This is a genomic window from Actinoallomurus liliacearum (assembly GCF_039542035.1).
Lineage (GTDB): Bacteria > Actinomycetota > Actinomycetes > Streptosporangiales > Streptosporangiaceae > Actinoallomurus > Actinoallomurus liliacearum.
In genome coordinates this window covers 901,848-925,188 of sequence record NZ_BAABHJ010000008.1, presented here as the reverse complement: position 1 = coordinate 925,188, position 23,341 = coordinate 901,848, and the positions used below count along the sequence as shown (strand labels likewise).

Here is a 23,341-nt window from a genome sequence, read left to right as displayed (position 1 = left end):
CCGCGATTTTCCGGTCCGAGGGCTTCGCCGAGGCCGACACGTATGGGCGATCGGGTGGTTCTGCTCCGTGATCGCAGTGACCCGACGGTCTTGGGGTGGCGTTTACCATTGCATGGTGGTCTGGGGGCAGGCGTACGGCGAGGTGCCTTCGGCCGCCGCCCAGGATCCGTTCGCGGTGGTCGAGCGTGACACGCGTGCCATGGTGACGGCCGGCTGGTGGCCAACGACGCCGCCCCTCCAGCGGCAGAACCTCGTCGCCGGCCGGATGCTCGTCCTGCCCGACGGCACGTGGTGGCTGTTCGGCGCCTGGGCCCGCTGGTACCGCTGGCTACCGGCCGACGGCCAGTGGCACCTCTGCCCGCCGCCCCGGCTGCCGATGACGCGGACGTCGGCGCGCCCCCTCGGGCAGGGCATGCCGGTGCCGCGCATCCCTCCCCACCTGGTGCCCTCCGGACCCGACTTCACCGTCGAACCGCCGCAGGCGCTGCCCTTCGTGGACGTCGACGTACGGCCCGAGGTGACGGCCCGCGTACGTGCCACGGTCGAGTCGGCGGCGGCCCTCCCCGCGCAGGACTACCCGCACTGGTGGAACGCCTTCAGCCCGTCCACGCCGAGCACGGTGGCCGTCGGCTGGGGCGTGATGCTCTGGTCCGCCGCGGTCCCGGTGTTCTACTCCGGGCTCGACGCCCAACTGCTCGGCCTGTGGTCGCCGTACCGCGCCCGCCCGCTGCCGGGGGTCGACGGCCCACGCTGGCTCACCCCGCCGCCGCTGGAGTTTCTGGTCGGCCTGTACGCCGAGCGGCTGCGCGCCCACCGGGTCGACGCGGCCGTCGTCATCCTGCGGACGATGTGGGCGATGGCCAGCGCCCTCCGCGAGGACACGCGCTTCCGGGCCCGCGCGGACGCCCTCCTCGCCATCCTCGGCGCCACTCTGCACGATCCCACCGTCGACTACGGCGCCCTCCCGTACGGCGACCAGGCGATCGTCCAGCAGTGGCTCACACGGTGCCCGCCCGCCCTGGCGCCGGCGCTGCGCATCGAGGCGTCGGCGGGCGAGCACTTCCGCAACGCGTTCTACGACCTGGCCGTCTGTCTCGCCTCGATCGCCGGCGACCCGGCCGAACACGGGTACGTCGAGCCCCGCCTCATCGCGGCGGCACTGCTGGCCGCCGACATGGCGGTCGTCCGGCGCGACGTCGTCGAGCAGGTGATCGTATGGCTCGATCCGGAGACCCGGCGCGCGACCCAGGCGATCCTCGCCGGCACCGACCACCCGCTGCGGCGCTTCTGGCCGCAGGACGGCCGGCTGCCGCCTCTCCTCCGGCGGCGCGTCGAGAGCCTCCGGCCGGCGGCACGCGGCGCGCTCCTCGCCACGGTGTACGCCGCGGACCTCGCCTGGTGCCGGCTGGGCGGCGGTATCCCGGCCCGCCCGCGCGGCTTCCCCGTGCCGGTCGCCGTCCTGGCCGAGATCCTCGGCACCGACCGCGCCGCGTCGGCGGCGCCCGCAGACCCGGTGACACCGACCCCCGGCATCGCCCCGCTGGCCCGGCAGTACCCCTCCACGCCGGCCCCCGAGGCGCCGCCGGCCGTACCGCCGGTCGCGCATCAGCCGCCCACCGGCCCGCCCGGTCAGGCCCCCGCCTGGGCGGCCCCCCCGGCCCCGACCCGAAGCACCCCGGACGCCGATCCCGCAGAGCCCGCAGCGGCGATGGGCGCGGGCCCGGCGCAGGCTGCTTCTTCGGCGGTGCCGCCTGTGGACGGGACGATGGTGGACGCGGGCCCTCCGCCAGTGGCCGGGGCCGCGGCGGCGGCCGCGGGCTCCGTCGGGGAGAGTGCGGCAGGCGACCTGATGCCCACCCCTGCTGGATACGTCGGGAAGGCGGACGGCGACCCGGCACATGGTTCCGCCGATTCCGCCGGGGAGAAGGCGGACGCCGGTCCGGCGCAGACTTCCGCCGACTCCGCCGAGGAGGAGGCGGACGGTGGTCCGGCCCGTGTTTCTGACGGATCCGTCGGTGAAAAGGCCGACTGCGACCCGGCGCCCGCTCTTGCCGAATCCGCCCAGGAGAGGGACGACACCGGTCCGGCGCAGGTTCCCGCCGGATCCGCTGAGGAGAAGGCGGACGGCGGTTCGGCCGATGTTCGCGGATCCGCCGTTGAGAAGGCGGGGGGCGGTCCGGCGCAGGGCGACCCCCTCGCGACGCGGATCGAGGACGACGCACCGGACGTCTCGCCGGACGTCTCGCCGGACGTCTCGCCGGACGTCTCGCCGGACGTCTCGCCGGACGTCTCGCCGGACGTCTCGCCGGACGTCTCGCCGGACGTCTCGGCGGACGTGGCGTTCGGCATGGCTTCGCCTGTGCCGGTGCCGCCTTCGACGGGGCTCTGGCGGTCGTCCGCCGAGTCGGGGTCCGCGCCCGTGTGGGGAGGGGGTCCCCACGCGGGCGAGGCCACGATGCTGGATCCGCCGCTGTCGCCGGGGGCGTCGGCCGACGCCACGTACGTCGACCCGCTGGTGGACGGCACCCGGGCGGATGGATGGATGCCGGTCGGCGGCACGCCGCCGCTGCCGTCCGCCCCGCCTTCGCCGGCCGGGCCTCCCGTGCCTCCCGCGCCCGTACTCCCACCGGGCATGCCCGGACCTCTCGCGCCCCCGACTCCAGGCGGCGCCCCGCGACCGGCCGACGCGCCGTCGCCCGCAGGCGCGCTGCGACCGGCTGATGCCCCGTGGCCGGGCGGCATGCCGCGACCGGGGGATGCGCCGTCGCCGGGTGGCGCCCCGCGACCGGCCGATGCCCCGTGGCGGGGCGGCGCGCCGGGGGATCGGCCGCAGCAAGGGGAGCCGAGGCCGGATCACGCGCCGCAGCCGCAGCCGCCGCTGCCGGGGCCTGGCGCGTGGGCCGGTGGGGCCGCGTCCGGACCTCCGCGTACCCATGTCCTCGGCGAGGGCGCGGGGGAGCGGCCGGGCACGCGGATCATGTCGCAGACGATGGTGGGCGACCTCCTGGGCGCGCCCGTGCCGGGCCGTCCGGTCGGCGAGATCGAGCCGCCGCCCGCCGGGACCGTCCTGCCCGAGGTGACCGAGCGGTTCGGGATCCGGTTCGTCTCCGGTGCCGACGATCTCGCAGGGCTCCTCGACGATGTGCACCGCCGGGCGTCCTCTGGGGAGGAGACGGCGCCCGCCGTGCTCGTCGTCGGCGCTCCGCACAGCGGGCAGCGCAGGTTCGCCCGCCTCCTCGCCCGTACGCTCGCCGGCGCGGGCCGGGGCGACGGCTCCGTCCGTACGGTCGACGGCACCGAGCTCGGTGACGCCACCGGGGTTCTCGGCGCGGCCTTGGGCGGCGGCGTGCCGCTGCTGCTGGAGTGGGTCGACGCGGCCCTGCGGCGGGCATCCGACCCCGCGGCGGTCGCTGCGGCCGTCGTCCGTTCCCGGGAGGGCGCGGCCGCGCTGATCGCGACCTGCGAGCCGAACGCGTACGACCGGCTGAAGACCGACTTTCCGCAGCTCGCGGGGGTGTTCCGGGTGTTCCGGCTGCCGGACCTGGCCGACGTGGAGACCCGGCTGGCGCTCGTCCACGTGCTGGCGGACGAGCGCCGCGTGACGGTGAACGCCCCCGCCCTGCAAACCGTCAGGGCCGACCTGCCGAGGTTGTCCGGGTACGGCGACCTGGTGAACGCGCGTCTCGTCGAGGCGTACCTCGACCGTGCGGTCGCGCGGCACACCGACCGGTTCGGGGCGTCCCGGGACCGACTGGTCCTCACGCCGGAGGACTTCGGCGGCGTGGCCGAGGAGATCGAGCCGGCCCTGCGGGCCCCGGGGGACGTCGACGGCTTCCTGCGCACGCTCGACGAGATGATCGGGCTGGACGAGGTGAAGCAGACCGTCGGTGGCCTGGTCGCCGAAGCCCGACGCGCCGCCGAGCGCGCGGCGCGGGGGCTGCCGTCCGGCCGTCATCTGATCTTCCTGGGCCGTCCGGGCACCGGGAAGCGGTCGGTCGCCGGGCTGGTCGGCGGAGCGTACGCCGCGCTGGGTCTCCTCGGCTCGGGTCAGGTGGTGGTGTGCGACGCGCGCGACCTCGCCGGCGGCGACGCGGCGGCCAAGGTCGCGGCGCAGGCGGACCGGGCGGCCGGGGGCGTGCTGCTGATCGAGAACGCCTCCCTGCTCGACCGGATGCCCGGGGCGGTCGCCGCGCTGCTCCGGCAGATGGCCGACCGCCGCGACAGGTTCCTGGTCGTCTGCTCCAGTGAACCGGACGAGATGGACGGCTTCCTGCTCGCGAATCCGGGGTTCCGCGCGGAGTTCGGGGCGATCGTGGAGTTCCGGGAGCCGACCGACCGTCAGCTCGTGCAGTTGTTCTCCCGGTTCGCCGAGCGCGAGCTCTACCTGTTGGACGAGGAGCTGCGCGTCGAACTGCTGGGGTGGTTCGGCGAGATGCGCGGATCGCGGCGGTTCGCGTTCGCCGAGACGGTGCGCCGGCTGTTCGACGCGATCGTCGCGCGGCAGGCGGCGCGACTCGCGGGGGCCCGGGTCGACGCGGCGACGGTGGCCCGCCTCACCGTGCGTGACCTGCCCGATTCGCAGGCGGAGCGGCTGCTGCGGAGCCTCCACGAGGACCGTACCCGGCGGTAGTCCTGGGTGGCCCCGAACCCACCTCGGCGGGTGGCGGCCGAATGGCCCTCTTGGGTCATGTCCGTCGACGGGTCGGGCGCGTAGCCTTTTCCACAGGTGTGGGGACGAACGGAGGTGGACGCGGTGCGCCAGTCGAACCTCGATATGCGCGTCCACGACCGGGTCGCGTTGGATGAGATCGAGCTGTACTCCGAGATGCTCAGCGCCGTCGCGACGGCGGATCGGCCGTTGACGACCGATGAGATCGACTTGGTGCTCGGGATCGGCCACGCGACACGGTCGTAACGACGTGGGGTCGGCGCACGCGGGGATGCGCCGACCGGTTTCCCCCCGATCGGCTTCTCCGCTCACCGGCTCACCCGCCGGTGACGGTCACGACTTGACGAGGCGCGCGATGGCCGCCGAGGCCTCCTTGACCTTCTCCTCGGCCGCCGGGCCGCCTTCGCTCACGGCCTGGGCGACGCAGTGGCCGAGATGGTCCTCCAGCAGCCCGAGCGCGACGGACTGCAAGGCACGGGTGACCGCCGACACCTGGGTGAGAACGTCGATGCAGTACTCATCCTCGGCTACCATCCGCTGCAGGCCCCGTACCTGGCCCTCGATGCGGCGCAACCGGACGAGGTAGGCGTCTTTGTCCTTCGCGTACCCGTGCATACCGGCCACTCTATACCCCCTGGGGGTAGATGCCCAAGTGATCGTTTGAGGCGTACGCCCCGGGGCAGGGGACGAAACGACCCCGAGACCCGAGGCGGGTCGCCGTGACCGACCCGACACGCGAGGAGTGGTGCGGTGAAGTAACAGGGGGGCGAAGGTTCGCTTTCCCCCTGGTAAGCCGTACCATCCTCAGCGGACTGTTCCCGCACTTCAGGAGAAGGACGTGCGATTCCGACTCACCCCGCGTGAGGACAGCTACTACGACATGTTCGCGGATTCCGCGAACAACTTGGTGACTGGTGCCAGGCTACTCGTGGAGCTGATAGGCGACGGGGCCGACCGTGAGGCGATCGCGGAGAAGATGCGCGCCTGCGAGCATGCGGGCGACGAGTTCACTCACGCGATCATGCGTAGGCTCAACGAGAGCTTCATCACGCCCTTCGACCGGGAGGACATCTACCGGCTCGCGTCGACCCTCGACGACGTCATGGACTTCATGGAGGCGGCGGCCGACCTCGTACTGCTCTACAAGATCGAGGAGCTGCCTCGCGACGTCGTCGCCCAGGTCGAGGTGCTGGAGCGGGCGGCCGAGCTGACCGCGGAGGCCATGCCGCGCCTGCGCGGGCTGCGTGATCTCAGCGAGTACTGGATCGAGATCAACCGGCTCGAGAACCAGGGCGACCAGACCTACCGGCGACTGCTGGCCGAGCTGTTCAGCGGCGAGTACGACGCGCTCACCGTCCTGAAGGTCAAGGAGGTCGTCGACCAGCTCGAGGCCGCCGCGGACGCTTTCGAGCACGTCGCCAACATCGTCGAGACGATCGCGGTCAAGGAATCGTGATCTCCGTGTCGCCGACGCGTGTGACCGCCGTGCCCGCCAACCGATGTCCGCGGTTCGCAGCGAGGAAGGGGACGCCGACGTGGAGTTGACGGCCCTCATCGTCGTCGTGGGCATCGCGCTGTTCTTCAACTACACCAACGGTTTCCACGACGCGGCGAACGCGATCGCCACGTCCGTCTCCACCAGGGCGCTCACCCCCCGGGCCGCCCTGGCGATGGCCGCCGTCATGAACCTCGTCGGGGCGTTCCTCGGCACGGGGGTCGCCAAGACGGTCGGCAGCGGCATCATCGATCCGCCGAAGGACCTGCACGGCCTGTCGATCGTCGCGGCCGCGCTGATCGGCGCGATCGTGTGGAACCTCGTCACCTGGTACTACGGCCTGCCCTCCTCGTCCACCCACGGACTGGTCGGCGGGCTGATCGGGGCGGCCCTGGCGGCGTCCAGCAGCGTGCTGTGGCACGGCGTCATCTACAAGGTCGTCCTGTGGATGGTGCTGTCGCCGCTGATCGGGCTGGTCCTCGGCTACCTGGTGATGGTCGTGATGCTGTGGATCTTCCGCAACTCGAACCCCAGCAAGGTCGGGCGGCGGTTCCGCATCGCGCAGTCGCTGTCCGCGGCGGCGATGGCCCTCGGCCACGGCCTGCAGGACGCCCAGAAGACCATGGGCATCATCGTGCTCGCGCTGGTCACGACCGGGTACCAGGGGGCCGCTGACTCGCATGTCCCGGTGTGGGTGATCCTCCTGTGCGCCGCGGTGCTGTCCCTCGGGACGTACGCCGGCGGCTGGCGCATCATGCGGACCCTCGGCCGCAAGGTCATCGAGCTCGACCCGCCGAAGGGGTTCGCCGCCGAGGCGACCGCGGCCAGCGTCCTGTACGCGACCGCGTTCATCTGGCAGGCGCCGGTGTCCACGACGCACACGGTCACCGCCGCGATCATGGGCGTCGGGTCGACCAAACGGATCTCGGCGGTCCGCTGGGGCGTCGCGGGCAACATCGTGTTCGCCTGGGTCCTGACGATTCCGGCGGCGGGCATCGTCGCCGCTCTCGCCTACTGGATCGAGCACCTGTTCGCCTGATCCGTCCGTGGAACGGGCCAACACCGGTGGTACGCCGGGCGGGGCGGGAGGGCCGAGCGGCCCTCCCGCCCCGTTCTCGTCCGGCATCAGCCGAAGCGGCCGGTGATGTAGTCCTCCGTGGCCTTCTCGCTCGGCTTCGTGAAGATCTTGTTGGTGTCGTCGATCTCCACCATCCGGCCCGGCTTGCCGGGTCCCGCGAGGTTGAAGAAGGCCGTACGGTCGCTGACCCGCGCCGCCTGCTGCATGTTGTGGGTGACGATGACGATCGTGTACTGGTCCTTCAGGTTGGCGATCAGGTCCTCGATCGCCAGCGTCGAGATGGGGTCCAGCGCCGAGCAGGGCTCGTCCATCAGCAGGACCTGCGGTTCGACCGCGATGGCGCGGGCGATGCAGAGCCGCTGCTGCTGACCGCCGGACAGGCCGGCCCCCGGGCGGCCCAGCCGGTCCTTGACCTCGTTCCACAGGTTCGCCCCGCGCAGGGACTTCTCCACGATCTCGTCGAGCTGTGCCTTGCGGCGGACGCCGTTGAGCTTCAGGCCCGCGACGACGTTCTCGTAGATCGACATGGTGGGGAACGGGTTCGGTCGCTGGAAGACCATGCCGATCACCCGTCGTACGGCGACGGGGTCGACGCTCGACCCGTACAGGTCCAGTTCGTCGAGGAGCACCTTGCCCTCGACCCGCGCGCCCGGGATCACCTCGTGCATCCGGTTGAGGGTCCGCAGGAACGTCGACTTGCCGCACCCGGAGGGGCCGATGAACGCGGTCACCGAGCGCGGTTCGATCGTCATCGAGATGTCCTCGATGGCCCGGGTCTTGCCGTAGTAGGCGTTCAGCCCGGAGACCTCGATCCGCTTGGCCATGGGGGGAGTACTCCTATCGGGATACGGGCTTGCGCAGGCGGGCGATGAGGCGCGCCGCGAGGTTGAGCAGCATGACGAAGAGGATCAGCGTGAGCGCACCGGCCCACGCCCGGTCGACGGCGACCTGCTGGGGAAGCTGCGCCTGGTCCCAGACGAACAGCGGCAGCGCCATCTGCGGGCCCTTGAACGGGCTGTTGTTGATCGCCGTGGTGACGAACACCGTCATCAGCAGCGGCGCGGTCTCGCCCATGACGCGGGCGATGGCCAGCATGACGCCGGTGATGATGCCGGTGAAGGCCGTCGGCAGGACGACGAAGCAGATCGTCCGCCAGCGCGGCACGCCGAGCGCGTACGACGCCTCGCGCAGGTCGTTCGGAACGAGCTTGAGCATCTCCTCGGTGGCCCGGACGACCGTCGGCAGCATCAGCACCGCCAGCGCCATCGAGCCGGCGAAGCCCATGTACTCGAAGCCGAGCAGCGCGATCCAGAACGCGAACACGAACAGGCCCGACACGATCGACGGCACGCCCGTCATGACGTCGACGAAGAACGTCACGACCTTCGCCAGCCTGCGGTTCCCGCCGTACTCGACGAGGTAGACCGCGGTGAGCACACCGATGGGGATCGAGATCACGCTGGCCAGGCCGACCTGCTCGATCGTGCCGATGATCGCGTGGTACGCGCCGCCGCCCGCGTCGCGGCCGCCGATGGCGTTCATGGAGTGGGTGAAGAACTCCATGTCGAACCGCTTGGCGCCGTTCTTGATGACCGTGTACAGCAGCGTCACCAGCGGGATGACGGCCAGCGCGAACGCGCCGCAGACCGCGACGAAGGCGAGCTTGTCCTTGAACTTGCGGACCCCGGACGGGCCGGTGAGGTCGACGGTGCTCACCTGGTTGAGGGTGCTCACACGAACTCCTTGCGGCGGGCGATGACCGCGCGGGCGGCCATGTTCACGAGAAGGGTGATGACGAAGAGCACCAGGCCGGAGGCGATGAGCGCGCTCTGCCCGGTCCTCCCGGCCATCGCGAACGTGTTGGCGATGTTGGCGGCGAAGGTGTTACCGCCCGGCTTCAGCAGGTGCAGGCTGATCCCGGAGGCGGTGCCCAGGACCAGCGCGACCGCGATCGTCTCGCCGAGGGCCCGGCCGAGGCCGAGCATCGAGGCGCTGATCATGCCGGAACGGCCGAACGGCAGGACCGCCAGCCGGATGACCTCCCAGCGCGTCGCGCCCAGGGCGAGGGCGGCCTCGATGTTGGGCCGCGGCACCTGGAGGAAGACCTCGCGGGTGATCGACGAGATGATCGGCAGGATCATGATCGCCAGCACGATCGAGGCGGTCAGGATGCACTGCCCGCCGACCGTGTCGCCGCCGAACAGCGGGATCCAGCCGAAGTCATCGTGCAGGAAGGTCGCCACGCTGTTCATCTTCGGAACGAAGAACTGCAGGCCCCACAGGCCGTACACGATGCTGGGCACCGCGGCGAGCAGATCGACGACGTAGCCGAGCCCGTCCGCGAGCCGCCGCGGCGCGTAGAACGCGATGAACAGCGCGATCCCCACCGCGACGGGCGTGGCCAGGACCAGCGCGAGCACCGACGACAGGACCGTGCCGAAGGTGAGCTGGGCGATCCCGAACCGCGACTGCGCGGCGTCGGGGTTCCACTCCTGTGAGGTGAGGAAGTTGGCCTTGTCCGCCCGCAGTGCCGGCAGCGCCTTCACGATGAGGAACACCGCGATCGCCGCCATGATCGCGAGCAGCAGGATGCCGGAGCCCTTCGCGGACAGGCCGAACAGCCGGTCCCCGAGACGCCCGGTACTCATCTTGCGGGCTTTGCCGCCCAGAGCGCGGGTCGCGCCCTGCTCGAGGGTCTCGCTGGTCATCCGGCCTCCCATGCCCACCGACTCACCCTGTCGTTCATAGAGATCTCTTCACATGCATGCGACCGAGCCGGTACGGGTCTCCCGCACCGGCTCGGTACTCACTTCGGTCAGGACAGGCCCTTCACGGCGGCCTGGACCTTGGTCAGGATCGAGTCGGGCAGCGGCGCGTAGCCGAGGCCGCTGAGCACCGACTGGCCCTGCTGGCTGGAGGTGTAGGTCAGGTAGGACTTGACGAACTTCGCCTGCTGGTCGGGGAGACCCTTCTCGCAGGCGACCTCGTAGGTGACCAGGATGATCGGGTAACCGTCCTTGGTCTTGTAGTCGACCTTGAGGGCCAGGTCATTGCCGGTGCCGGCGATCTGGGCGCCCGCCGCACCCTTGGAGGCGGTGTCGGAGGAGACCTCGACGAACTGGCCCGAGCCGTTGGCGATCTTCGCGGTCTGCAGCTTGCCGTTGGTGGCGTAGGACAGCTCCGCGTAGGAGATCGCGCCGTCGGTCTGCTTCACGACCGTGGAGACGCCGTCGGACTTGGTCGCGCCCTGGCCGCCCGGAGCGGTCCACTTCTTGCCGCCCTCGAACTTCCAGATGTCCGGCGCGGTGTCCGTGAGGAACTTGGTGAAGTTGTCCGTCGTGCCCGAGTCGTCGGCGCGGTGCACCGTCTTGATCGGGGTGCTGGGCAGCTTCGCCTGCGGGTTGTCCTTCTTGATCGCCGCGTCGTCCCAGTTCTTGACCTTGCCGGCGAAGATGCTCGCCAGGGTGGTCGGCGACAGCTGCAGGCCGTCGACGCCCTTGAGGTTGTAGACCACCGCGATCGGGCCGACGACCATCGGGAGGTCGATGGCCTTGCCGTCCTTGCAGCGCGCGTCGGCCGGGCCGTGCTCCTCCGGCTTGAGCGCGGAGTCGGAGCCGGCGAAGGCCACCTGGCCCTGCGTGAACGCCTGGATGCCGGCGCCCGAACCGTTGGCGTTGTAGTTGAGGTTCGCTCCGGCGCAGTTCTGCTGGTAGCCCTTGGTCCACTCGCTGATCGCGTTGGCCTGGGCCGTCGAGCCGGCGGCGTTCACCGTGGTCTTCACGCAGTCGCCGCTCGCAGCGGTGCCGCCGCTGCCGCTGCCCTTGCTGCCGTTGTCGTCCGTACCGCACGCGGTCAGCGCGAGCGCACCCGCAAGGGCTACGCCGCCAAGAGCGGCCAGCCGAGTGCTGTTGATCACCGAAGTCTCTCCTCGAATCAAGTGTGGGGGCGGGGCCCCGAGCGTTCGCACGGTCGGGGGGCACCGTCGAGACCCGACGCTAAGGAGGAGAGATGTCCAGTCACTCCGATCCAGATGAACGGAAGATGAACGTGATCGTGACTTGTCGGGAAAGGAGCCCTTCCGTAGGGCATCCGTAGGGTTAACACCCCAGGATGCGGCACCCGCCCGGCCCCCGAAGGAGCCGAGCGGGCGTCCGGCGCCGGTCCGCTCCGGCATGCAGCCGGTCCGCCCCGGCGCGCGGCACGGGTCAGCGGGCCGGGGCGCGGTACATCGCGTCGGTGGCGTGGTGCTCGAAGCCGAGCCGTTCGTACAGGCTGGTCGCGGGCGTGTTCGACTCGTCGGCGTACAACATGACCGTCGGCAGGCCGAGCGACCTCAGGTGGTGCAGGCCGGTCAGGGTCAGCGCCCGGCCGAGTCCGAGCCCCTGGGCGGACGGGTCGACGCCGACGACGTACACCTCGCCGACGCCGTCCTCCACCTTGGTCCAGTGGAAGCCGATCAGCTCGCCGGCCCGCTCCGCGAGGAAGAACCCCTCCGGGGAGAACCACGGCTCACGCTCCCGCCGCTCGAGGTCCGCGCGGGTCCAGGCGCCCTGCTCCGGGTGGTCCGCGAAGGCCCGGGCGTTCACCCGCACCCAGGCGTCCTCGTCCGCCCCCGCCTGGAAGGTCCGCAGCCGCACGCCCGCGGGCCACGTCACCTCCGGCAGCGACGCGTCCAGCGGACGGCGCATCTGCCACAGCGCCCGGAACCGCTCGAAGCCCAGCGAACCGGCCAGCGCCACCGCGCCCGGCAGCTCGCCGTGCGCCCACACCCGGAGCGAACCGGCCTGCTCGCGCAGGGCGGTGGCCAGGGCACGGCCGTGCCCCCGGCGCCGGAACTCCGGATGGACCGCGAACTCGGCCACGTCACGGTCGAGGATCCCGACCCCCGCGAGGGTCCCCCCGTCGCGCGTGAGGACCGCGCCACCGCCGTCCCGCAACCACAACAGCGCGCTCTCGCCCAGCGGTCCTACGCCGTCGGCCGCCGCGGCCGCCTCCACGACCGCCAACGCGCCTCTGACCTCGTCGTCCGTCAAATGTTCCCGTGTCATCACGTCCACGACCGCGAGCGTAGTCTCGGCCCCTTTGACCATTGAAGTCAGAAGATCTGTCTGGAGCCTTCCATCCGGCGCGGACGTTGCCATACGATCAGGCCTTCACCTGCGCGGAAGGCGGTCGTCGTGGGCGATCCCGGACTCCCGATCATGGCCGGTGCGCTCGCCGTGCCCGTCGCTGTGCTGCTCCTCGTTCTCCTACTCGCGCTCATGGGCCGCCGCTGGGTCCTGACCGGCCCGGACGCCGCCTTCGCGGAGGACCATGAGGGCTACGACGCCGAGTACGAGGAAGACGACCTCGAGCCCACGCCGTACCGGCCCGCGCTCGAGCCGCCACGGCACACCGCTTCGACGGCGTACGACGCCTACCGGCCCGCCCCCGCGGCCTACGACGCGTACGGATCCACCGCGCGGCCGCGCGACTCCCACGCCGCCCGCCGCGACGGGTACGCCACGCAGCCCCGCGAGCCCTACGGCGGGCCCGCGCAGCAGCCGTACACGCCGCCCCGGCCCGCCGAGGTCTCCGACTGGGAGCCGTACGCGCCGTCCCGGGCCGCTCAGAGCTCGGAGTGGGAGCCGTACGTGCCGGCCCCGCGACAGTCGCGAGAGACGCCCTCACCGCCCTCGTACGGCACGCCCGCCGACTCGTACGGCGCGGCCACCGGTGATCCGTACGCGCCGCCGCGTTCCACCCCCGGCTCCGCCGGGCGGCACTCGTACGGGTCACCCGCTCCGCAGGACGAGTACGCGGACACCGCCTACACGTACGACCGGTCCGAGCCGTCCGGGTACCGTGATTCGCGGAGATCCGCTCCCGACGACCCACAGGGCTTCCCGTACGGCCCGTACGGCTCTCGTTGAGCGGACGCCCGGAGAAACCCCGAGCCGAGATGAAGGCGTGATGGCGGCACTTGCACTCCTGGTCATCCTGGTACCCGTCGTGATCCTCGGGATCCTGGCCGTGGTCATCGTGGCGGTCGTACGAGGGAGGCAGCGCCCTACGTACGCCCCCGGTCCGGGGCAGCAGCCCTACCCGCCGGCGCTCAACGGCCCGTACGGACCACCGCAGGCCGGTCCAGGAGGCCACGACCCCTACGGCGGCCACCTCCCATCTCAGCCGGGCGGCTCGTATCCGCAGGACGGCCCCTCTTCGCAGGCCGGCCCGTCGACGCAGGGCCCTGGATGGTCCGCGCCGCCGCGCTGATCTGTTCCGCGGCCCTGACGTGTGGGACGACCAGGCCCCCGCTCAGAGGCGACCATCCGGCGGCCGCCCGGGTCGGTGGTCGCGAGGGGCGTACCGGATGCTCGGGAAAGACCTCGCCCGTGGCGCCGATATGCGGGCTTTGACCCCTTTGGACCGCGCGGTCGCCGCGCATTCGGTACGCCTTGCGGCGGCCCCGAACGGTCCTTCGCCCGGTACGGCCGCCACGGGAGCAGCGGGCGGGGGCTTGCGTCGCCGTGCTGACCTTGGAGACGACCGAGCCCCCGCTCAGCGGTGGGCGGGGGCTCCTTCCTCGGTCGGCCGGGTATCGGCGACGAATCGATACCCGACGTTTCGCACCGTTCCGATCAGTGACTCGTACTCGGCGCCGAGCTTGGCCCGCAGCCGCCGGACGTGCACGTCGACCGTGCGGGTGCCGCCGAAGTAGTCGTACCCCCAGACCTCCTGCAGCAGCTGGGCGCGGGTGAAGACCCGGCCGGGGTGCTGGGCGAGGTACTTGAGCAGCTCGAACTCCTTGAAAGTCAGGTCGAGCACGCGCCCGCGCAGCCGCGCGGTGTAGGTCGCCTCGTCGATCGTGAGCTCGCCGCTGCGGATCTCGCCGGGCACGTCATCGGGCTGGCCGGCGGCCACCTTGCCGACCGCCAGCCGGATCCGCGCCTCGACCTCGGCGGGACCGGCGGTCTGCAGGAAGACGTCGTCGAGCCCCCACTCGGCGGTGAGGGCGGCCAGGCCGCCCTCGGTGACGATCGCGATGAGTGGAGCGTCGAGGCCGGTGGTGCGGAGGAGGCGGCAGAGGCTCTTGGCGTGGGCGAGATCCCGGCGCGCGTCGACGAGCACCAGGTCGGACGGGGGCGCGTCGATGAGGGCGGAGCCCTCGGCCGGAGCGACGCGAACGGAGTGCAGCAGCAGGCCCAGGGCGGGCAGGACCTCGTCGGAGGGCTCGAGCACGTTGGTCAGCAACAGCAGGCTACTCATACGGCCTCCTCGTTTGGGGCCCAAAAAGACGTCGAGGACCCGAGGGCGACGCTGCCCGGATCCCTAATAGGCGAGGATATCGAACGTGGGAAAAGGACTCACTACCCGAGTGGTGTAGACCAGGAAAGGGGGAGCATGGCGAAGGGCCTGATCAGGTACTGGGCCGCCGCGCGCGCGGCGGCGGGGACGGCGGAGGAACCCTACGAGGCCACCACGCTGGCGGAGGCCCTGACGGCCGCCGCGGCCGATCGGGGGGCGGACTTCGGGCGCGTTCTCGCCCGCAGTTCCTTCCTGGTGGACGGCGCTCCGGTCGGCACGCGGGACCCCGCGGCCGTCCCGCTGCCCGACGGCGGCACGGTCGAGGTCCTGCCCCCGTTCGCGGGCGGGTGAGACGGCCACGGCCGCGACGCCGAACCGGTCCCGGGCCGGTGCCCGGCCGGTCGGCGTCCGCCGCGCCCCGGCCGTGGCCGACGCGTCCTCGCCTGGTCCTGCGGGGCGACCCGGCAGTGGCCGATCTCATCACCCGGTGTGACCCCGACGCGGTGACGCCATCGGTATGGTGATCGCCTATCGCCGACCGGGGGAGACATGCGCAAAGCATTTGTTATCTGCCTGATTCTGCTGATCGTCTTCGGCGGAATCGCCATCGCCGGCGACATCATCGGCCGCCGGGTGGCGCAGAACGAGATCGCCAAGAACGTCGCCTCGCAGTACCAGCTCGACCACACCCCCGACGTGTCCATCAAGGGCTTCCCGTTCCTGACCCAGGCGATCGACGGGCGGTACGACGAGATCGACATCAAGGTGGGGGACGTCACCGAGCAGGGGGTCCACCTCACCGGCACGACGGTCGCGCTCAAGGGCGTCACCGCGCCGATGTCCGACGCGATGCACGGCGATTCCTCCAAGATGGTCGCGGACTCGGCGACCTCCACGGCCACCGTCGGCTACGACGACGTGAACAAGTCCGCGCCGCACGACATGAAGGTCTCGGCCGCGGGCTCCGACCTGCTGGTGCGCGGCCCGTACACCGTCCTGGGCGTCACACAGACGGTCACGGCCACGGTGACCGTGCAGCCCGCGGGCCGCGGCGTCCGGGTCGTCCCGCAGTCGGTCAAGGCGGGCGGGACGACCGTGCCGGTGGGTCTGGTCCGTCAGGCGTTCACGTTCACGATGTCCGTCAAGGGCCTTCCGCTGAACACGCGGATCACCGACGTCAAGGTCGAGCAGCAGGGCCTGCGCGTGTCGACCACCGCGCAGCACGTCAAACTCGACAGCCTCAACGTCCACTGATCAGGGTCGGGACGATCGGCCCGGGAGACGACCCGGAAGTCCCGATGAACCTTCCGCCGTCCGGATACGTGTCGAGGGTGTGGGACCCACTGCGGACGAGCGGCTGCTCCGCGCGCTGTACGACGAGCACGGCGGCCCGCTCCTGGGGTACGTCCTGCGGCTGACCGGTGGCGATCGCCAGCAGGCCGAGGACATCGTCCAGGAGACGTTGCTGCGCGCCTGGCGTCATCCCGGCGCGCTGGTCGGCCGCCCGGTACGGCCCTGGCTGTTCACGGTCGCCCGCAACCTGGTCGTCGACGCGCTCCGGTCGCGGCGGTCGCGACCGCCCGAGGTCGGCGAGGCGGCGCTCGCCGCGCTGCCCGCCGGGGACGACATCGACCGCGCCCTCGAGTCGTGGACCGTCGCCGAGGCGCTGGCGGACCTCAGCTCCGAGCACCGAGCCGTGCTGGTCGAGACCTACTACCGAGGGCGATCGGTGGCCGAGACGGCGGCGGTGCTGGGAATACCGGCGGGGACGGTCAAGTCGCGGACGTACTACGCGCTGCGCGCGCTGAAACTGGCATTGGAGGAGCGGGGGTTGGCGCCATGACGACGAGTGCCCGATGCGCCGATCTCCGGGCGCTGCTCGGGGTGTACGTCCTCGGCGCGATCGACCCCGCGGAGCGCGCCCTGGTCGATGAGCATCTGGAGCAGTGCCGCCGGTGCCGCGACGAACTGGTCGGCCTCGCGGGCCTGCCCGCCCTGCTGGGCCGGGTGACCGAGGAGCAGATCGCGGAGGTCGACGCCCCGCCGCCGGAACTCCTGGAGTCGGTGCTCGACCGCGCCGCCGCCGAGCACCGGGCGCGGAGCCACCGGAACCGCCGGTGGCTGGCGGTCGCCGCGGCCGTCGCCCTCGTCACGGGAGGGGCGGGAGTCGCCGCAGGGTTCGGCCTCGGGGCGGGCCGGCCGGTCGCCGGTCCCGCGGCCACGCCCACACCGGGCCCGCCCACCTCGAATCCCTCGGCGGCCGCCACGACCGTCCAGGCCAGGGACGCCGCCACCGGCGTCGGCGCCCGGATCACCATGCGGGCCCAGGACTGGGGGACCGCGTTCACGGTCCGTCTCACCGGAGCCCCGGCGGGGACCCGCTGCCACCTGGTCGCCGTGGACCGGGACGGGCGGCGGGACATCGCGGGCGGCTGGGAGGTGGAGTACGAGGGCTCCGCCGAGTTCGCCGGATCAACCATGATCCCCAAGGACCGGATCGCGGCGGTCGAGGTGCGTACCGTCGACGGCCGGCGGCTGCTCGGCGTCCGGCTCTGAGGCCCGGGGGAGGACGCACGGATCGCGGCGCTCGCCGGGCCACGGTCCGGGCCGTGATCGATCTCCTCCGGCCGGCGGGAATGCCGGGCGCGGCGTGCGCCTTGAGAACCGGTGATGACCGGTGTCTACGTCGCGGTGGCGGCGCTCGTCCTGGCCACGGTGTTCGGCCTGATCTGGCGGCACCGGAGCGGTGTGCTGCGTGCGCGGAGGGAGGGTGACGTGGAGCGTCTCGACGCCGCCGAGCTCGGGGCCGACCTGGGGGACCGGGCGACCCTGGTGCAGTTCTCCTCGGCGTTCTGCGCGCCGTGCCGCGCGACCCGGCGGATCTTGGGCGAGGTGGCCGGCATGGTCGACGGCGTGACCCACGTCGAGCTCGACGCGGAGGCGCATCTCGATCTCGTCCGCCGGCTGAACGTCCTGCGCACCCCGACCGTGTTGGTGCTCGACGCGTCCGGGCGGATCGTACGCCGCGGCTCCGGCCTGCCCCGCAAGGCCGACATCATCGCCGCCCTCGGCGAAGCCGTCGTCTGAGATGCGCCACGTCACCCCCGTGGAGCGGCCTCGGCGTGCCGCGGTGTTCAAGATCCTTCCCAGCGGGTTCGCGCAGGTCGACGGCGTTCATGGGGCCGGGTTCACGTCTCGATTGCCGAGACGGGGTTTTACGTTGAGCGAGACGGCGCTTACCATCGTGTCCGTGCGTTCCTGGACAGAGTTGCTGACGAAGCGACGGGCGGTCGACTTCTGCCGCGTCGCCACCGCGCTCTGTCCTGCGGCCTGAGGCATCTGAGCCCGTCCAGCCCGTCGCACCACAGCAGTCACCGGGAGCATCATCCGATGCAGGTCGACCCACGGGGCCAGCGTTTCGGCGCGGCCCTCACATCGTTCGTCTTGGTCGTCGTTCTCGTGACCGGTAGTTGGTTGCTACTGGCGGCCCAGGCCGTCGTGTTCGTCGTCGGAGTCGTCTTCGGGCTCCGCAACGCCCCGTACGGCCTGATCTACCAGGCGCTCATCCGCCCTCGGCTCGGCGCTCCGCGGGAGCTCGAGCCGGAGGCACCGCCCCGCTTCGCACAGGGAGTGGGTGCGGCGTTCGCCCTCACCGGGGTGATCGGATACCTCCTGAAGGTCCCTGCGGTGGGGATGACCGCGACGGCGTTCGCGCTGGTCGCGGCGTTCCTCAACGCGGCCTTCGGGTTCTGCCTGGGCTGCGAGGCTTATCTGCTGATCCGGCGGCTCGCTCCACGGCGAGTCGCACCCTAGGCCGGGTTCGCCTGAGACCACGGCCATGCCACGAACACCCGAAGAACGATCCGCCGACTCCACCAAGGAGGACCACGCATGAGCCGCTCCGACGTCCTGGTCGAAGCCGACTGGGTGCAGGCTCACCTCGACGACCCGGGTGTCGTCCTCGTCGAGGTCGACGAGGACACCAGCGCCTACGAGAAGGGCCACATCCGTGGCGCCGTCCGCATCGACTGGAAGACCGAACTGCAGGACCCGGTGCGCCGCGACTTCGTGGACAAGACCGGGTTCGAGAACCTTCTCTCCGAGAAGGGCATCGCCAACGACGACCTCGTGATCCTGTACGGCGGCAACAACAACTGGTTCGCCGCGTACGCGTACTGGTACTTCAAGCTGTACGGCCACCAGAGCGTCAAGCTGCTCGACGGCGGCCGTAAGAAGTGGGAGCTCGACTCCCGCGAGCTCGTCGACGCCGTCCCGTCCCGTCCGAAGACGAACTACGTCGCCCAGGAGCAGGACCACGCGATCCGCGCCTTCCGCGACGAGGTCGTCGAGGCGATCAGCACCAAGAACCTCGTCGACGTCCGCTCGCCCGACGAGTTCACCGGCAAGCTCCTCGCCCCGGCGCACCTGCCGCAGGAGCAGGCGCAGCGGGCCGGCCACGTCCCGACCGCGCGCAACATCCCGTGGTCGAAGGCGGCCAACGACGACGGCACCTTCAAGTCGGACGAGGAGCTGAAGAAGCTCTACGAGGAGGCCGGCGTCGACCTGGCGAAGCCGACCATCGCGTACTGCCGCATCGGTGAGCGCTCGTCGCACACCTGGTTCGCCCTGCACGAGCTGCTGGGCCTGCCGGACGTGAAGAACTACGACGGCTCCTGGACCGAGTACGGCTCGCTCGTGGGCGTGCCGGTCGAGCTCGGCGAGGCCAAGTAGCCGCTCGCCGGCCAAGGACGCGCATAGCAGCAAGGAGGAACAATGAGCGACGGTTGCGGAGCTCCGACCCAGACGGCGAGCCTGCCTGCCACGGTCGATCTGGCGAACGAAGCGGTCATCCAGGGCACGGTCGTGCGCGCGGGCACCCCGGTGTCCGGTGCGTACGCGCGCCTGCTCGACGCGACCGGTGAGTTCACCGGTGAGGTCGTCACCAGCGAGGAGGGGGTCTTCCGGTTCTTCGCCGCACCCGGCGACTGGACGATCCGCGTGCTCGCTCCGGGCGGCGTCAGCGTCGACTCGCAGGTGACCGCGACGACCGGCGAGATCGCCGCGCTCGAGGTCGCCATCTAGCATCGACACGAAGGTCCCGCCGGTCACCCTCGGGTGGCGGCGGGACCTTCTGTTTTGTCCGCCTCTACGGACTTGTGGCCGGAAGTCGTTACGATCGCGAACTGTGCTTCGTACGTCCCCGGTGATGCTGCCCTGGACCACGCTCCGGCTGGCCGGCCGGTTCGCGGTTCCACTCGCCCTGTGGTTCACGGTCGGGCAGGTGCTCCGCTACCTGTTCTTCCTCGCCGGATACCACTTCGGGCTGCACAACTCCGTCATCCCGATCATTGTGCTCAGCCTCACGGTCATGGTGTCGCTCGGCGTCACGGCCGCGATGGTGCACAGCGTCCGTGATGGCCTGCCGGCCGTCCAGGCGCGCGAGGTCGACGAGCGCCTGACGTCATGGGCCGCCGACGAGGAGGAGGGCATCCTCGACGCGATCACCCGGGCGCTGCTCCCGTTCATGATCTTCTACCTGGCCTGGGGCTGGTTCGCCGACGACGCGAAGGAGTTCGTGCAGAGCGCGGCCGGCCGGGGCACGGCCCAGGGCGGGGTCTACGGGTCGATCGCCGGGATGAAGATCCTGATAGCCCTGCAGGACCACGTCTGGGTCGCGATCATCTGCACGGCCGTCTTCTTCGCCCTGAAGTTCGTCGCCGAGCGCGTCATCGAACCGCGGTGGTCCGGTCTCGGCGGGATCTGCGTCGCCTTCTGCGAGGTGAACTGGACGCTCTTCGGGATCTTCACGGTGGACCAGGCGCGGCAGGGCGTCACCGGCTGGATCACGGGACGGGTCGCCTGGGTGGATCTGGGCAGGCTCCTCGGACCGGTGTTCGGTACGTTCAACACGCTGTGGCCGCTCTTCAAGGACGCGGTCCTCGGCTCTCTGGTGTGGCTCGTCATCGCGGGCGTGATCCTGGGCGTCACCGCGGAGGAGGAGGCGGCGCTCGGCCAGGGCTGGATCGGCCGGAAGGTGGTCTCCGCGAGCGGCATCGACCGTCCGCACACCCCTCGGGAGGTGCTGACGCGGGAGCTGCGTGACAAGTGGTTGCCCGCCGTGTACGGCTTCCGGATGGTGTTCCGGGCGGGGATGCTGCCGTTCGGGGTGTTCTGTGCGCTGTTCACCGGCCTGGAGGCGCTCGTCCCGGTGACCGAGCGAGGGGTGTACTACCTGCTGGGCCCGCACGAGCTCGGGTGGTGGCAGCCGCGGCTGACCATGGTCGAGTTCCCCGTCGAGCTGGTCCACCAGGTGCTGCGCGTGTGCCTGCTGGCCGCCGCCTTCGACCTGGTGGTCGGCCGCGTCAGTGCGCGAACCGCAGAATTCGGATCGGCCCGGTCTGCCTCCCCGCGGACAGCGCGTTCGCTCGTACCTCCAGCAGGACCGTACTCGCCGCCTTCGCCGGGACGTCCGTCGTGACCGTCACCCGCGTCACCGAGCCGACGGCCGGGTCCTTGCCGCCACCGACGGCGCCGTAGGCCGTCCAGATGTGCCCCTGCGGGTCCCGTACCTGGAACGCGGCGCCCTTGGCGTCCTTCACGCCCTGGGCGTCGAGCGGGCGGACCTGCAGCAGGAGCGTCAGGTGCACGGCGCCGGGCGGCGCGAGGCGGGACTTCGCCGACGCGGCCGCGTCCCGGCCGAGCATCCGCCACTCGGCCCGGCCCAGCACGCCGGCCGCCCCGAAGCGTACGACGCTGACCTTCTCGGGCCGGGTCCAGGTCGAGGACGCCTGATGGACGTGGTCCGTCCACTCCGTGACGAGGTACGCGGTGGCCAGCACGGCGAACGCGCCGGCCTCGACCATCCGGCGCCGGCCGGGGGACAGCCGCGGCCGGCGGCGTACGACCGGGTCCGGGACCGTGGTCTCCAGCGGATCGGGCGGCGGCATCGTGTGCATGGTCAGCTCGATTTGAGGGCGTAGTCGGTCGGGGGACCGGTCAGGAGCCGGGCCGTCCGGCTCGCGGTGAGACCGAGGTCCACGGCGGTCTCCGCGGACAGGTTGTTGACCAGGTCGCTCTGTCCGACGACGAAGCGCGCGCCGGCCAGCCGGTCCTTGGGGATCTCGAAGACGTAGAAGGTCGACCGCCACAGCATCGGCTCGAGCGAGGCGTCCGAGGTGAAGATGTCGGACCGGCCCGTCTCGTCGTACGAGAGGCCGCCGGGCGTCTCCAGGCGCGCGTGGCCGAGCTGGAGCGGCTTGAGGTTGCTCTTCGCGCTCACATAGACGATGACGAAGATGCCGGGGGTGGTCATCCGCCGGTCACCGCGGAGGGAGTCGTGCTTGACGATGCCGCTCGCCACGTCCATGCGATCGACCTTGACGCTGAAGACGCGGTTGTCCACGACCGCGCCGACGTGGCCGTGCGCGAGCAGCGGCGTCTGCAGCCGCGCCACGAGGTGGGGTTTGACGGAGGTGAACCACATGGCCAGCGCGCACAGGACGACCGCGCCCAGGCCGGCGAGCGCTCGCCGGAGGATCGTCACGACCGCGCCCCCGCTCGTACGGGGAGGGTGACCTTCGCGGTGAACGGCGACTGCTTCGTGACCGTCCAGTCGAAGGTGTCGTTGGTGAAGCTCTGGCCGTACGTCCACTTGCGGAAGGCCAGCGTGACGTCGCCCGGGTTGGTGCCGGCCGGGAGCGCCCACACCAACTGCACGTCGAGCGGCAGGCGAGGGTGGAGGTCGCTGGTCTTGGCGCCGGAGATCATTCCGATGGAGTCCATGGGGTCCGCGTCGGCGTAGCGGCCGGGCTTGGGTTCGGCGACGACGCCGCCGAGGAAGGTGACGATCCCCCAGGACTTGGCGCTGGTGTTCACGACCCGCGCCGTGACGATCAGGGAGTGCTTGGGCGGTCCGCTGAACTGCTTCACGTCGGCGGTACGGGCGTTCAACGCGGTCACCGTGAAGGGGCCCTGGTCGATCGGCCTGCCCACCGCGGTCTTCGCCGGGCCGGTCGGCGCGGCGCGCAGGCCGCCGAACGCCGCGGTCACCCCGATGACGACCACCGGTACGCCGATGACGACGAGGGCGGTCCGCGGGCGTCGGCGGGGTCGTTCCGCGACGGTAACGGTGTGAGCCACTGGTCGATCGTAACGATTTGCTCGGATATCGGGGTCCCGGTCGTCCTGGCCGGGACCCCGTAATGAGGGGGAGGTCGTCTCTCATGGAAGAGGGGCGACGTCGTCCGGGCCCCAGCCCGTGGCCGTTCCGAACTCCTCGATCACCTGTGGCGCCGGTACGTCCTGGCTCTTCAGCAGGAGCGCGGAGTCGTCGCTGCCGACCCACCAGGGGGTGATGAGGGCGACCTCCGCCCCGGACCGCAGCCGGAGGAGGAGGATGTCGTGACCGTCGTCGAGGCGATGGAAGATCGTGCGGAGCCGGCCCTGGACGTCGAGGATCGGCACCTGCACCCGGGCGATCGGCCGGGCGCCGCCGAACTCGGTCCAGTGTTCGGGGCCGATCGTCGCGATGGGAAGCTCCGGCCAGGGGCGCAGCGCGTCCAGCCGCCGTACGACCTTCCCGAGGAACTCACGAACGGCCTCCTCGTCGTGCGGCTGGGGGATCTGCCCTGTCAGCGGCTCCTCGGAGCGCAGGCCGGCGACGATCCCCTCGTACTCCTGCTCAGGGGTGAGATGCAGGATCGGTTCCTCGAGCAGGGCACGGGCGATCCGGCCGACCACCTCATCGTCGAGCGTCCGCTCGAACTGCGTGGCGTAGAGGATGCCGTTGATCAGTCCATGCGGTTCGGTCAAC

The 23,341-nt window shown here is 71.3% G+C and carries 27 protein-coding genes; 16 read left to right on the top strand and 11 right to left on the bottom strand.

What is annotated here, in order from left to right; genetic code table 11:
- Positions 1-115: 115 nt before the first annotated feature.
- Together ABD978_RS19180 and ABD978_RS19175 are read left to right on the top strand one after the other, a co-directional pair.
- The gene (locus ABD978_RS19180) at positions 116-4,630 is read left to right on the top strand and encodes a hypothetical protein (protein WP_345355740.1); all 4,515 of its coding nucleotides are present in this window, start codon (positions 116-118) and stop codon (positions 4,628-4,630) included.
- A 96-nt stretch (positions 4,631-4,726) separates the two neighbouring features.
- Positions 4,727-4,915 (top strand): hypothetical protein, encoded by a 189-nt coding sequence (locus tag ABD978_RS19175; RefSeq protein ID WP_345355739.1) that lies wholly within the window; start codon positions 4,727-4,729, stop codon positions 4,913-4,915.
- A gap of 87 nt (positions 4,916-5,002) precedes the next feature.
- On the opposite strand, the gene ABD978_RS19170 is transcribed toward ABD978_RS19175, so the two are convergent.
- A complete protein-coding gene (locus ABD978_RS19170) occupies positions 5,003-5,284 on the bottom strand; it encodes a metal-sensitive transcriptional regulator (RefSeq protein WP_345355737.1) in 282 nt (93 codons plus the stop codon).
- 223 nt (positions 5,285-5,507) lie between these two features.
- On the opposite strand from ABD978_RS19170, the gene ABD978_RS19165 reads away from it, so the two are divergent.
- Together ABD978_RS19165 and ABD978_RS19160 are read left to right on the top strand one after the other, a co-directional pair.
- Positions 5,508-6,125 (top strand): DUF47 domain-containing protein, encoded by a 618-nt coding sequence (locus tag ABD978_RS19165; RefSeq protein WP_345355735.1) that lies wholly within the window; start codon positions 5,508-5,510, stop codon positions 6,123-6,125.
- Between the two features lie 79 nt (positions 6,126-6,204).
- Complete coding sequence (locus ABD978_RS19160) at positions 6,205-7,203, top strand: inorganic phosphate transporter (RefSeq protein WP_425550730.1); 999 nt, start codon at positions 6,205-6,207, stop codon at positions 7,201-7,203.
- Positions 7,204-7,289: 86 nt separating this feature from the next.
- On the opposite strand, the gene pstB is transcribed toward ABD978_RS19160, so the two are convergent.
- From pstB to mshD, 5 genes are all read right to left on the bottom strand, one after another.
- Positions 7,290-8,066, bottom strand: coding sequence for a phosphate ABC transporter ATP-binding protein PstB (pstB, locus tag ABD978_RS19155; RefSeq protein WP_345355731.1), 777 nt, complete (start codon positions 8,064-8,066; stop codon positions 7,290-7,292).
- Between the two features lie 13 nt (positions 8,067-8,079).
- A complete protein-coding gene (gene pstA, locus ABD978_RS19150) occupies positions 8,080-8,976 on the bottom strand; it encodes a phosphate ABC transporter permease PstA (RefSeq protein ID WP_345355729.1) in 897 nt (298 codons plus the stop codon).
- Positions 8,973-9,950, bottom strand: a complete 978-nt coding sequence (gene pstC, locus ABD978_RS19145; RefSeq protein WP_345355727.1) for a phosphate ABC transporter permease subunit PstC — start codon at positions 9,948-9,950, stop codon at positions 8,973-8,975. The genes pstA and pstC overlap by 4 nt, the downstream gene beginning before the upstream one ends.
- 107 nt (positions 9,951-10,057) lie before the next feature.
- On the bottom strand, positions 10,058-11,158 hold the full coding sequence (gene pstS, locus ABD978_RS19140; RefSeq protein WP_345355725.1) for a phosphate ABC transporter substrate-binding protein PstS: 1,101 nt from the start codon (positions 11,156-11,158) through the stop codon (positions 10,058-10,060).
- 289 nt (positions 11,159-11,447) lie between these two features.
- Positions 11,448-12,290 (bottom strand): mycothiol synthase, encoded by an 843-nt coding sequence (mshD, locus tag ABD978_RS19135; RefSeq protein ID WP_345355958.1) that lies wholly within the window; start codon positions 12,288-12,290, stop codon positions 11,448-11,450.
- Positions 12,291-12,419: 129 nt separating this feature from the next.
- Between mshD and ABD978_RS19130 the strand changes: the two genes are divergently transcribed.
- Positions 12,420-13,154, top strand: coding sequence for a chromosomal replication initiator protein DnaA (locus ABD978_RS19130; protein WP_345355723.1), 735 nt, complete (start codon positions 12,420-12,422; stop codon positions 13,152-13,154).
- Between the two features lie 40 nt (positions 13,155-13,194).
- Positions 13,195-13,497, top strand: coding sequence for a hypothetical protein (locus ABD978_RS19125; protein WP_345355721.1), 303 nt, complete (start codon positions 13,195-13,197; stop codon positions 13,495-13,497).
- A gap of 285 nt (positions 13,498-13,782) precedes the next feature.
- Here the strand turns inward: ABD978_RS19125 and ABD978_RS19120 are convergent, their stop codons facing one another.
- The gene (locus ABD978_RS19120; RefSeq protein ID WP_345355719.1) at positions 13,783-14,490 is read right to left on the bottom strand and encodes a winged helix-turn-helix transcriptional regulator; all 708 of its coding nucleotides are present in this window, start codon (positions 14,488-14,490) and stop codon (positions 13,783-13,785) included.
- A 135-nt stretch (positions 14,491-14,625) separates the two neighbouring features.
- Between ABD978_RS19120 and ABD978_RS19115 the strand changes: the two genes are divergently transcribed.
- The 10 genes from ABD978_RS19115 (at position 14,626) to ABD978_RS19075 (ending at position 21,007) form a co-directional block, all read left to right on the top strand.
- Positions 14,626-14,880, top strand: a complete 255-nt coding sequence (locus ABD978_RS19115; RefSeq protein ID WP_345355717.1) for a MoaD/ThiS family protein — start codon at positions 14,626-14,628, stop codon at positions 14,878-14,880.
- Between the two features lie 198 nt (positions 14,881-15,078).
- Complete coding sequence (locus tag ABD978_RS19110) at positions 15,079-15,783, top strand: LmeA family phospholipid-binding protein (RefSeq protein ID WP_345355715.1); 705 nt, start codon at positions 15,079-15,081, stop codon at positions 15,781-15,783.
- Between the two features lie 79 nt (positions 15,784-15,862).
- Positions 15,863-16,372, top strand: coding sequence for a sigma-70 family RNA polymerase sigma factor (locus ABD978_RS19105; RefSeq protein WP_345355713.1), 510 nt, complete (start codon positions 15,863-15,865; stop codon positions 16,370-16,372).
- Complete coding sequence (locus tag ABD978_RS19100) at positions 16,369-17,085, top strand: anti-sigma factor family protein (protein ID WP_345355710.1); 717 nt, start codon at positions 16,369-16,371, stop codon at positions 17,083-17,085. Before ABD978_RS19105 ends, ABD978_RS19100 begins: the two co-directional genes overlap by 4 nt.
- A 114-nt stretch (positions 17,086-17,199) precedes the next feature.
- Entirely contained in the window at positions 17,200-17,616 is a 417-nt protein-coding gene (locus ABD978_RS19095) for a thioredoxin family protein (RefSeq protein WP_425550729.1), read from the top strand.
- Between the two features lies 1 nt (position 17,617).
- Positions 17,618-17,863: a putative leader peptide gene (locus ABD978_RS43925; protein ID WP_425550728.1), complete on the top strand. Its 246-nt coding sequence runs from the start codon at positions 17,618-17,620 to the stop codon at positions 17,861-17,863.
- Between the two features lie 56 nt (positions 17,864-17,919).
- On the top strand, positions 17,920-18,342 hold the full coding sequence (locus tag ABD978_RS19090; protein WP_345355708.1) for a DUF4395 domain-containing protein: 423 nt from the start codon (positions 17,920-17,922) through the stop codon (positions 18,340-18,342).
- Positions 18,343-18,420: 78 nt separating this feature from the next.
- Entirely contained in the window at positions 18,421-19,260 is an 840-nt protein-coding gene (locus tag ABD978_RS19085; RefSeq protein ID WP_345355705.1) for a sulfurtransferase, read from the top strand.
- 42 nt (positions 19,261-19,302) lie between these two features.
- A complete protein-coding gene (locus tag ABD978_RS19080) occupies positions 19,303-19,611 on the top strand; it encodes a DUF1416 domain-containing protein (RefSeq protein WP_345355703.1) in 309 nt (102 codons plus the stop codon).
- 103 nt (positions 19,612-19,714) lie between these two features.
- Positions 19,715-21,007: a hypothetical protein gene (locus tag ABD978_RS19075; RefSeq protein ID WP_345355701.1), complete on the top strand. Its 1,293-nt coding sequence runs from the start codon at positions 19,715-19,717 to the stop codon at positions 21,005-21,007.
- Here ABD978_RS19075 and ABD978_RS19070 read toward each other — a convergent pair.
- The 4 genes from ABD978_RS19070 to ABD978_RS19055 all read right to left on the bottom strand — a co-directional run bounded on the left by ABD978_RS19070 (position 20,892) and on the right by ABD978_RS19055 (position 23,340).
- Complete coding sequence (locus ABD978_RS19070; protein ID WP_345355699.1) at positions 20,892-21,476, bottom strand: hypothetical protein; 585 nt, start codon at positions 21,474-21,476, stop codon at positions 20,892-20,894. The two genes, ABD978_RS19075 and ABD978_RS19070, sit on opposite strands and share 116 nt — an antisense overlap.
- An 11-nt stretch (positions 21,477-21,487) precedes the next feature.
- Positions 21,488-22,072, bottom strand: coding sequence for a hypothetical protein (locus ABD978_RS19065; protein WP_345355695.1), 585 nt, complete (start codon positions 22,070-22,072; stop codon positions 21,488-21,490).
- Positions 22,069-22,668, bottom strand: a complete 600-nt coding sequence (locus ABD978_RS19060) for a hypothetical protein (RefSeq protein ID WP_345355693.1) — start codon at positions 22,666-22,668, stop codon at positions 22,069-22,071. The genes ABD978_RS19065 and ABD978_RS19060 overlap by 4 nt, the downstream gene beginning before the upstream one ends.
- Before the next feature lie 81 nt (positions 22,669-22,749).
- A complete protein-coding gene (locus tag ABD978_RS19055; RefSeq protein ID WP_345355691.1) occupies positions 22,750-23,340 on the bottom strand; it encodes a hypothetical protein in 591 nt (196 codons plus the stop codon).
- Position 23,341: the final 1 nt, after the last annotated feature.

Coding starts and splice junctions, on each gene's coding strand:
- ABD978_RS19095 (WP_425550729.1), top strand. CDS start 17,200: ATGACCGGTGTCTACGTCGCGGTGGCGGCGCTCGTCCTGGCCACGGTG.
- pstB (WP_345355731.1), bottom strand. CDS start 8,066: ATGGCCAAGCGGATCGAGGTCTCCGGGCTGAACGCCTACTACGGCAAG.
- ABD978_RS19070 (WP_345355699.1), bottom strand. CDS start 21,476: ATGCCGCCGCCCGATCCGCTGGAGACCACGGTCCCGGACCCGGTCGTA.
- ABD978_RS19085 (WP_345355705.1), top strand. CDS start 18,421: ATGAGCCGCTCCGACGTCCTGGTCGAAGCCGACTGGGTGCAGGCTCAC.
- ABD978_RS19125 (WP_345355721.1), top strand. CDS start 13,195: ATGGCGGCACTTGCACTCCTGGTCATCCTGGTACCCGTCGTGATCCTC.
- ABD978_RS19170 (WP_345355737.1), bottom strand. CDS start 5,284: ATGCACGGGTACGCGAAGGACAAAGACGCCTACCTCGTCCGGTTGCGC.
- ABD978_RS19115 (WP_345355717.1), top strand. CDS start 14,626: ATGGCGAAGGGCCTGATCAGGTACTGGGCCGCCGCGCGCGCGGCGGCG.
- ABD978_RS19100 (WP_345355710.1), top strand. CDS start 16,369: ATGACGACGAGTGCCCGATGCGCCGATCTCCGGGCGCTGCTCGGGGTG.
- ABD978_RS19110 (WP_345355715.1), top strand. CDS start 15,079: ATGCGCAAAGCATTTGTTATCTGCCTGATTCTGCTGATCGTCTTCGGC.
- ABD978_RS43925 (WP_425550728.1), top strand. CDS start 17,618: ATGCGCCACGTCACCCCCGTGGAGCGGCCTCGGCGTGCCGCGGTGTTC.
- ABD978_RS19120 (WP_345355719.1), bottom strand. CDS start 14,490: ATGAGTAGCCTGCTGTTGCTGACCAACGTGCTCGAGCCCTCCGACGAG.
- ABD978_RS19090 (WP_345355708.1), top strand. CDS start 17,920: ATGCAGGTCGACCCACGGGGCCAGCGTTTCGGCGCGGCCCTCACATCG.
- mshD (WP_345355958.1), bottom strand. CDS start 12,290: ATGACACGGGAACATTTGACGGACGACGAGGTCAGAGGCGCGTTGGCG.
- pstC (WP_345355727.1), bottom strand. CDS start 9,950: ATGACCAGCGAGACCCTCGAGCAGGGCGCGACCCGCGCTCTGGGCGGC.
- ABD978_RS19080 (WP_345355703.1), top strand. CDS start 19,303: ATGAGCGACGGTTGCGGAGCTCCGACCCAGACGGCGAGCCTGCCTGCC.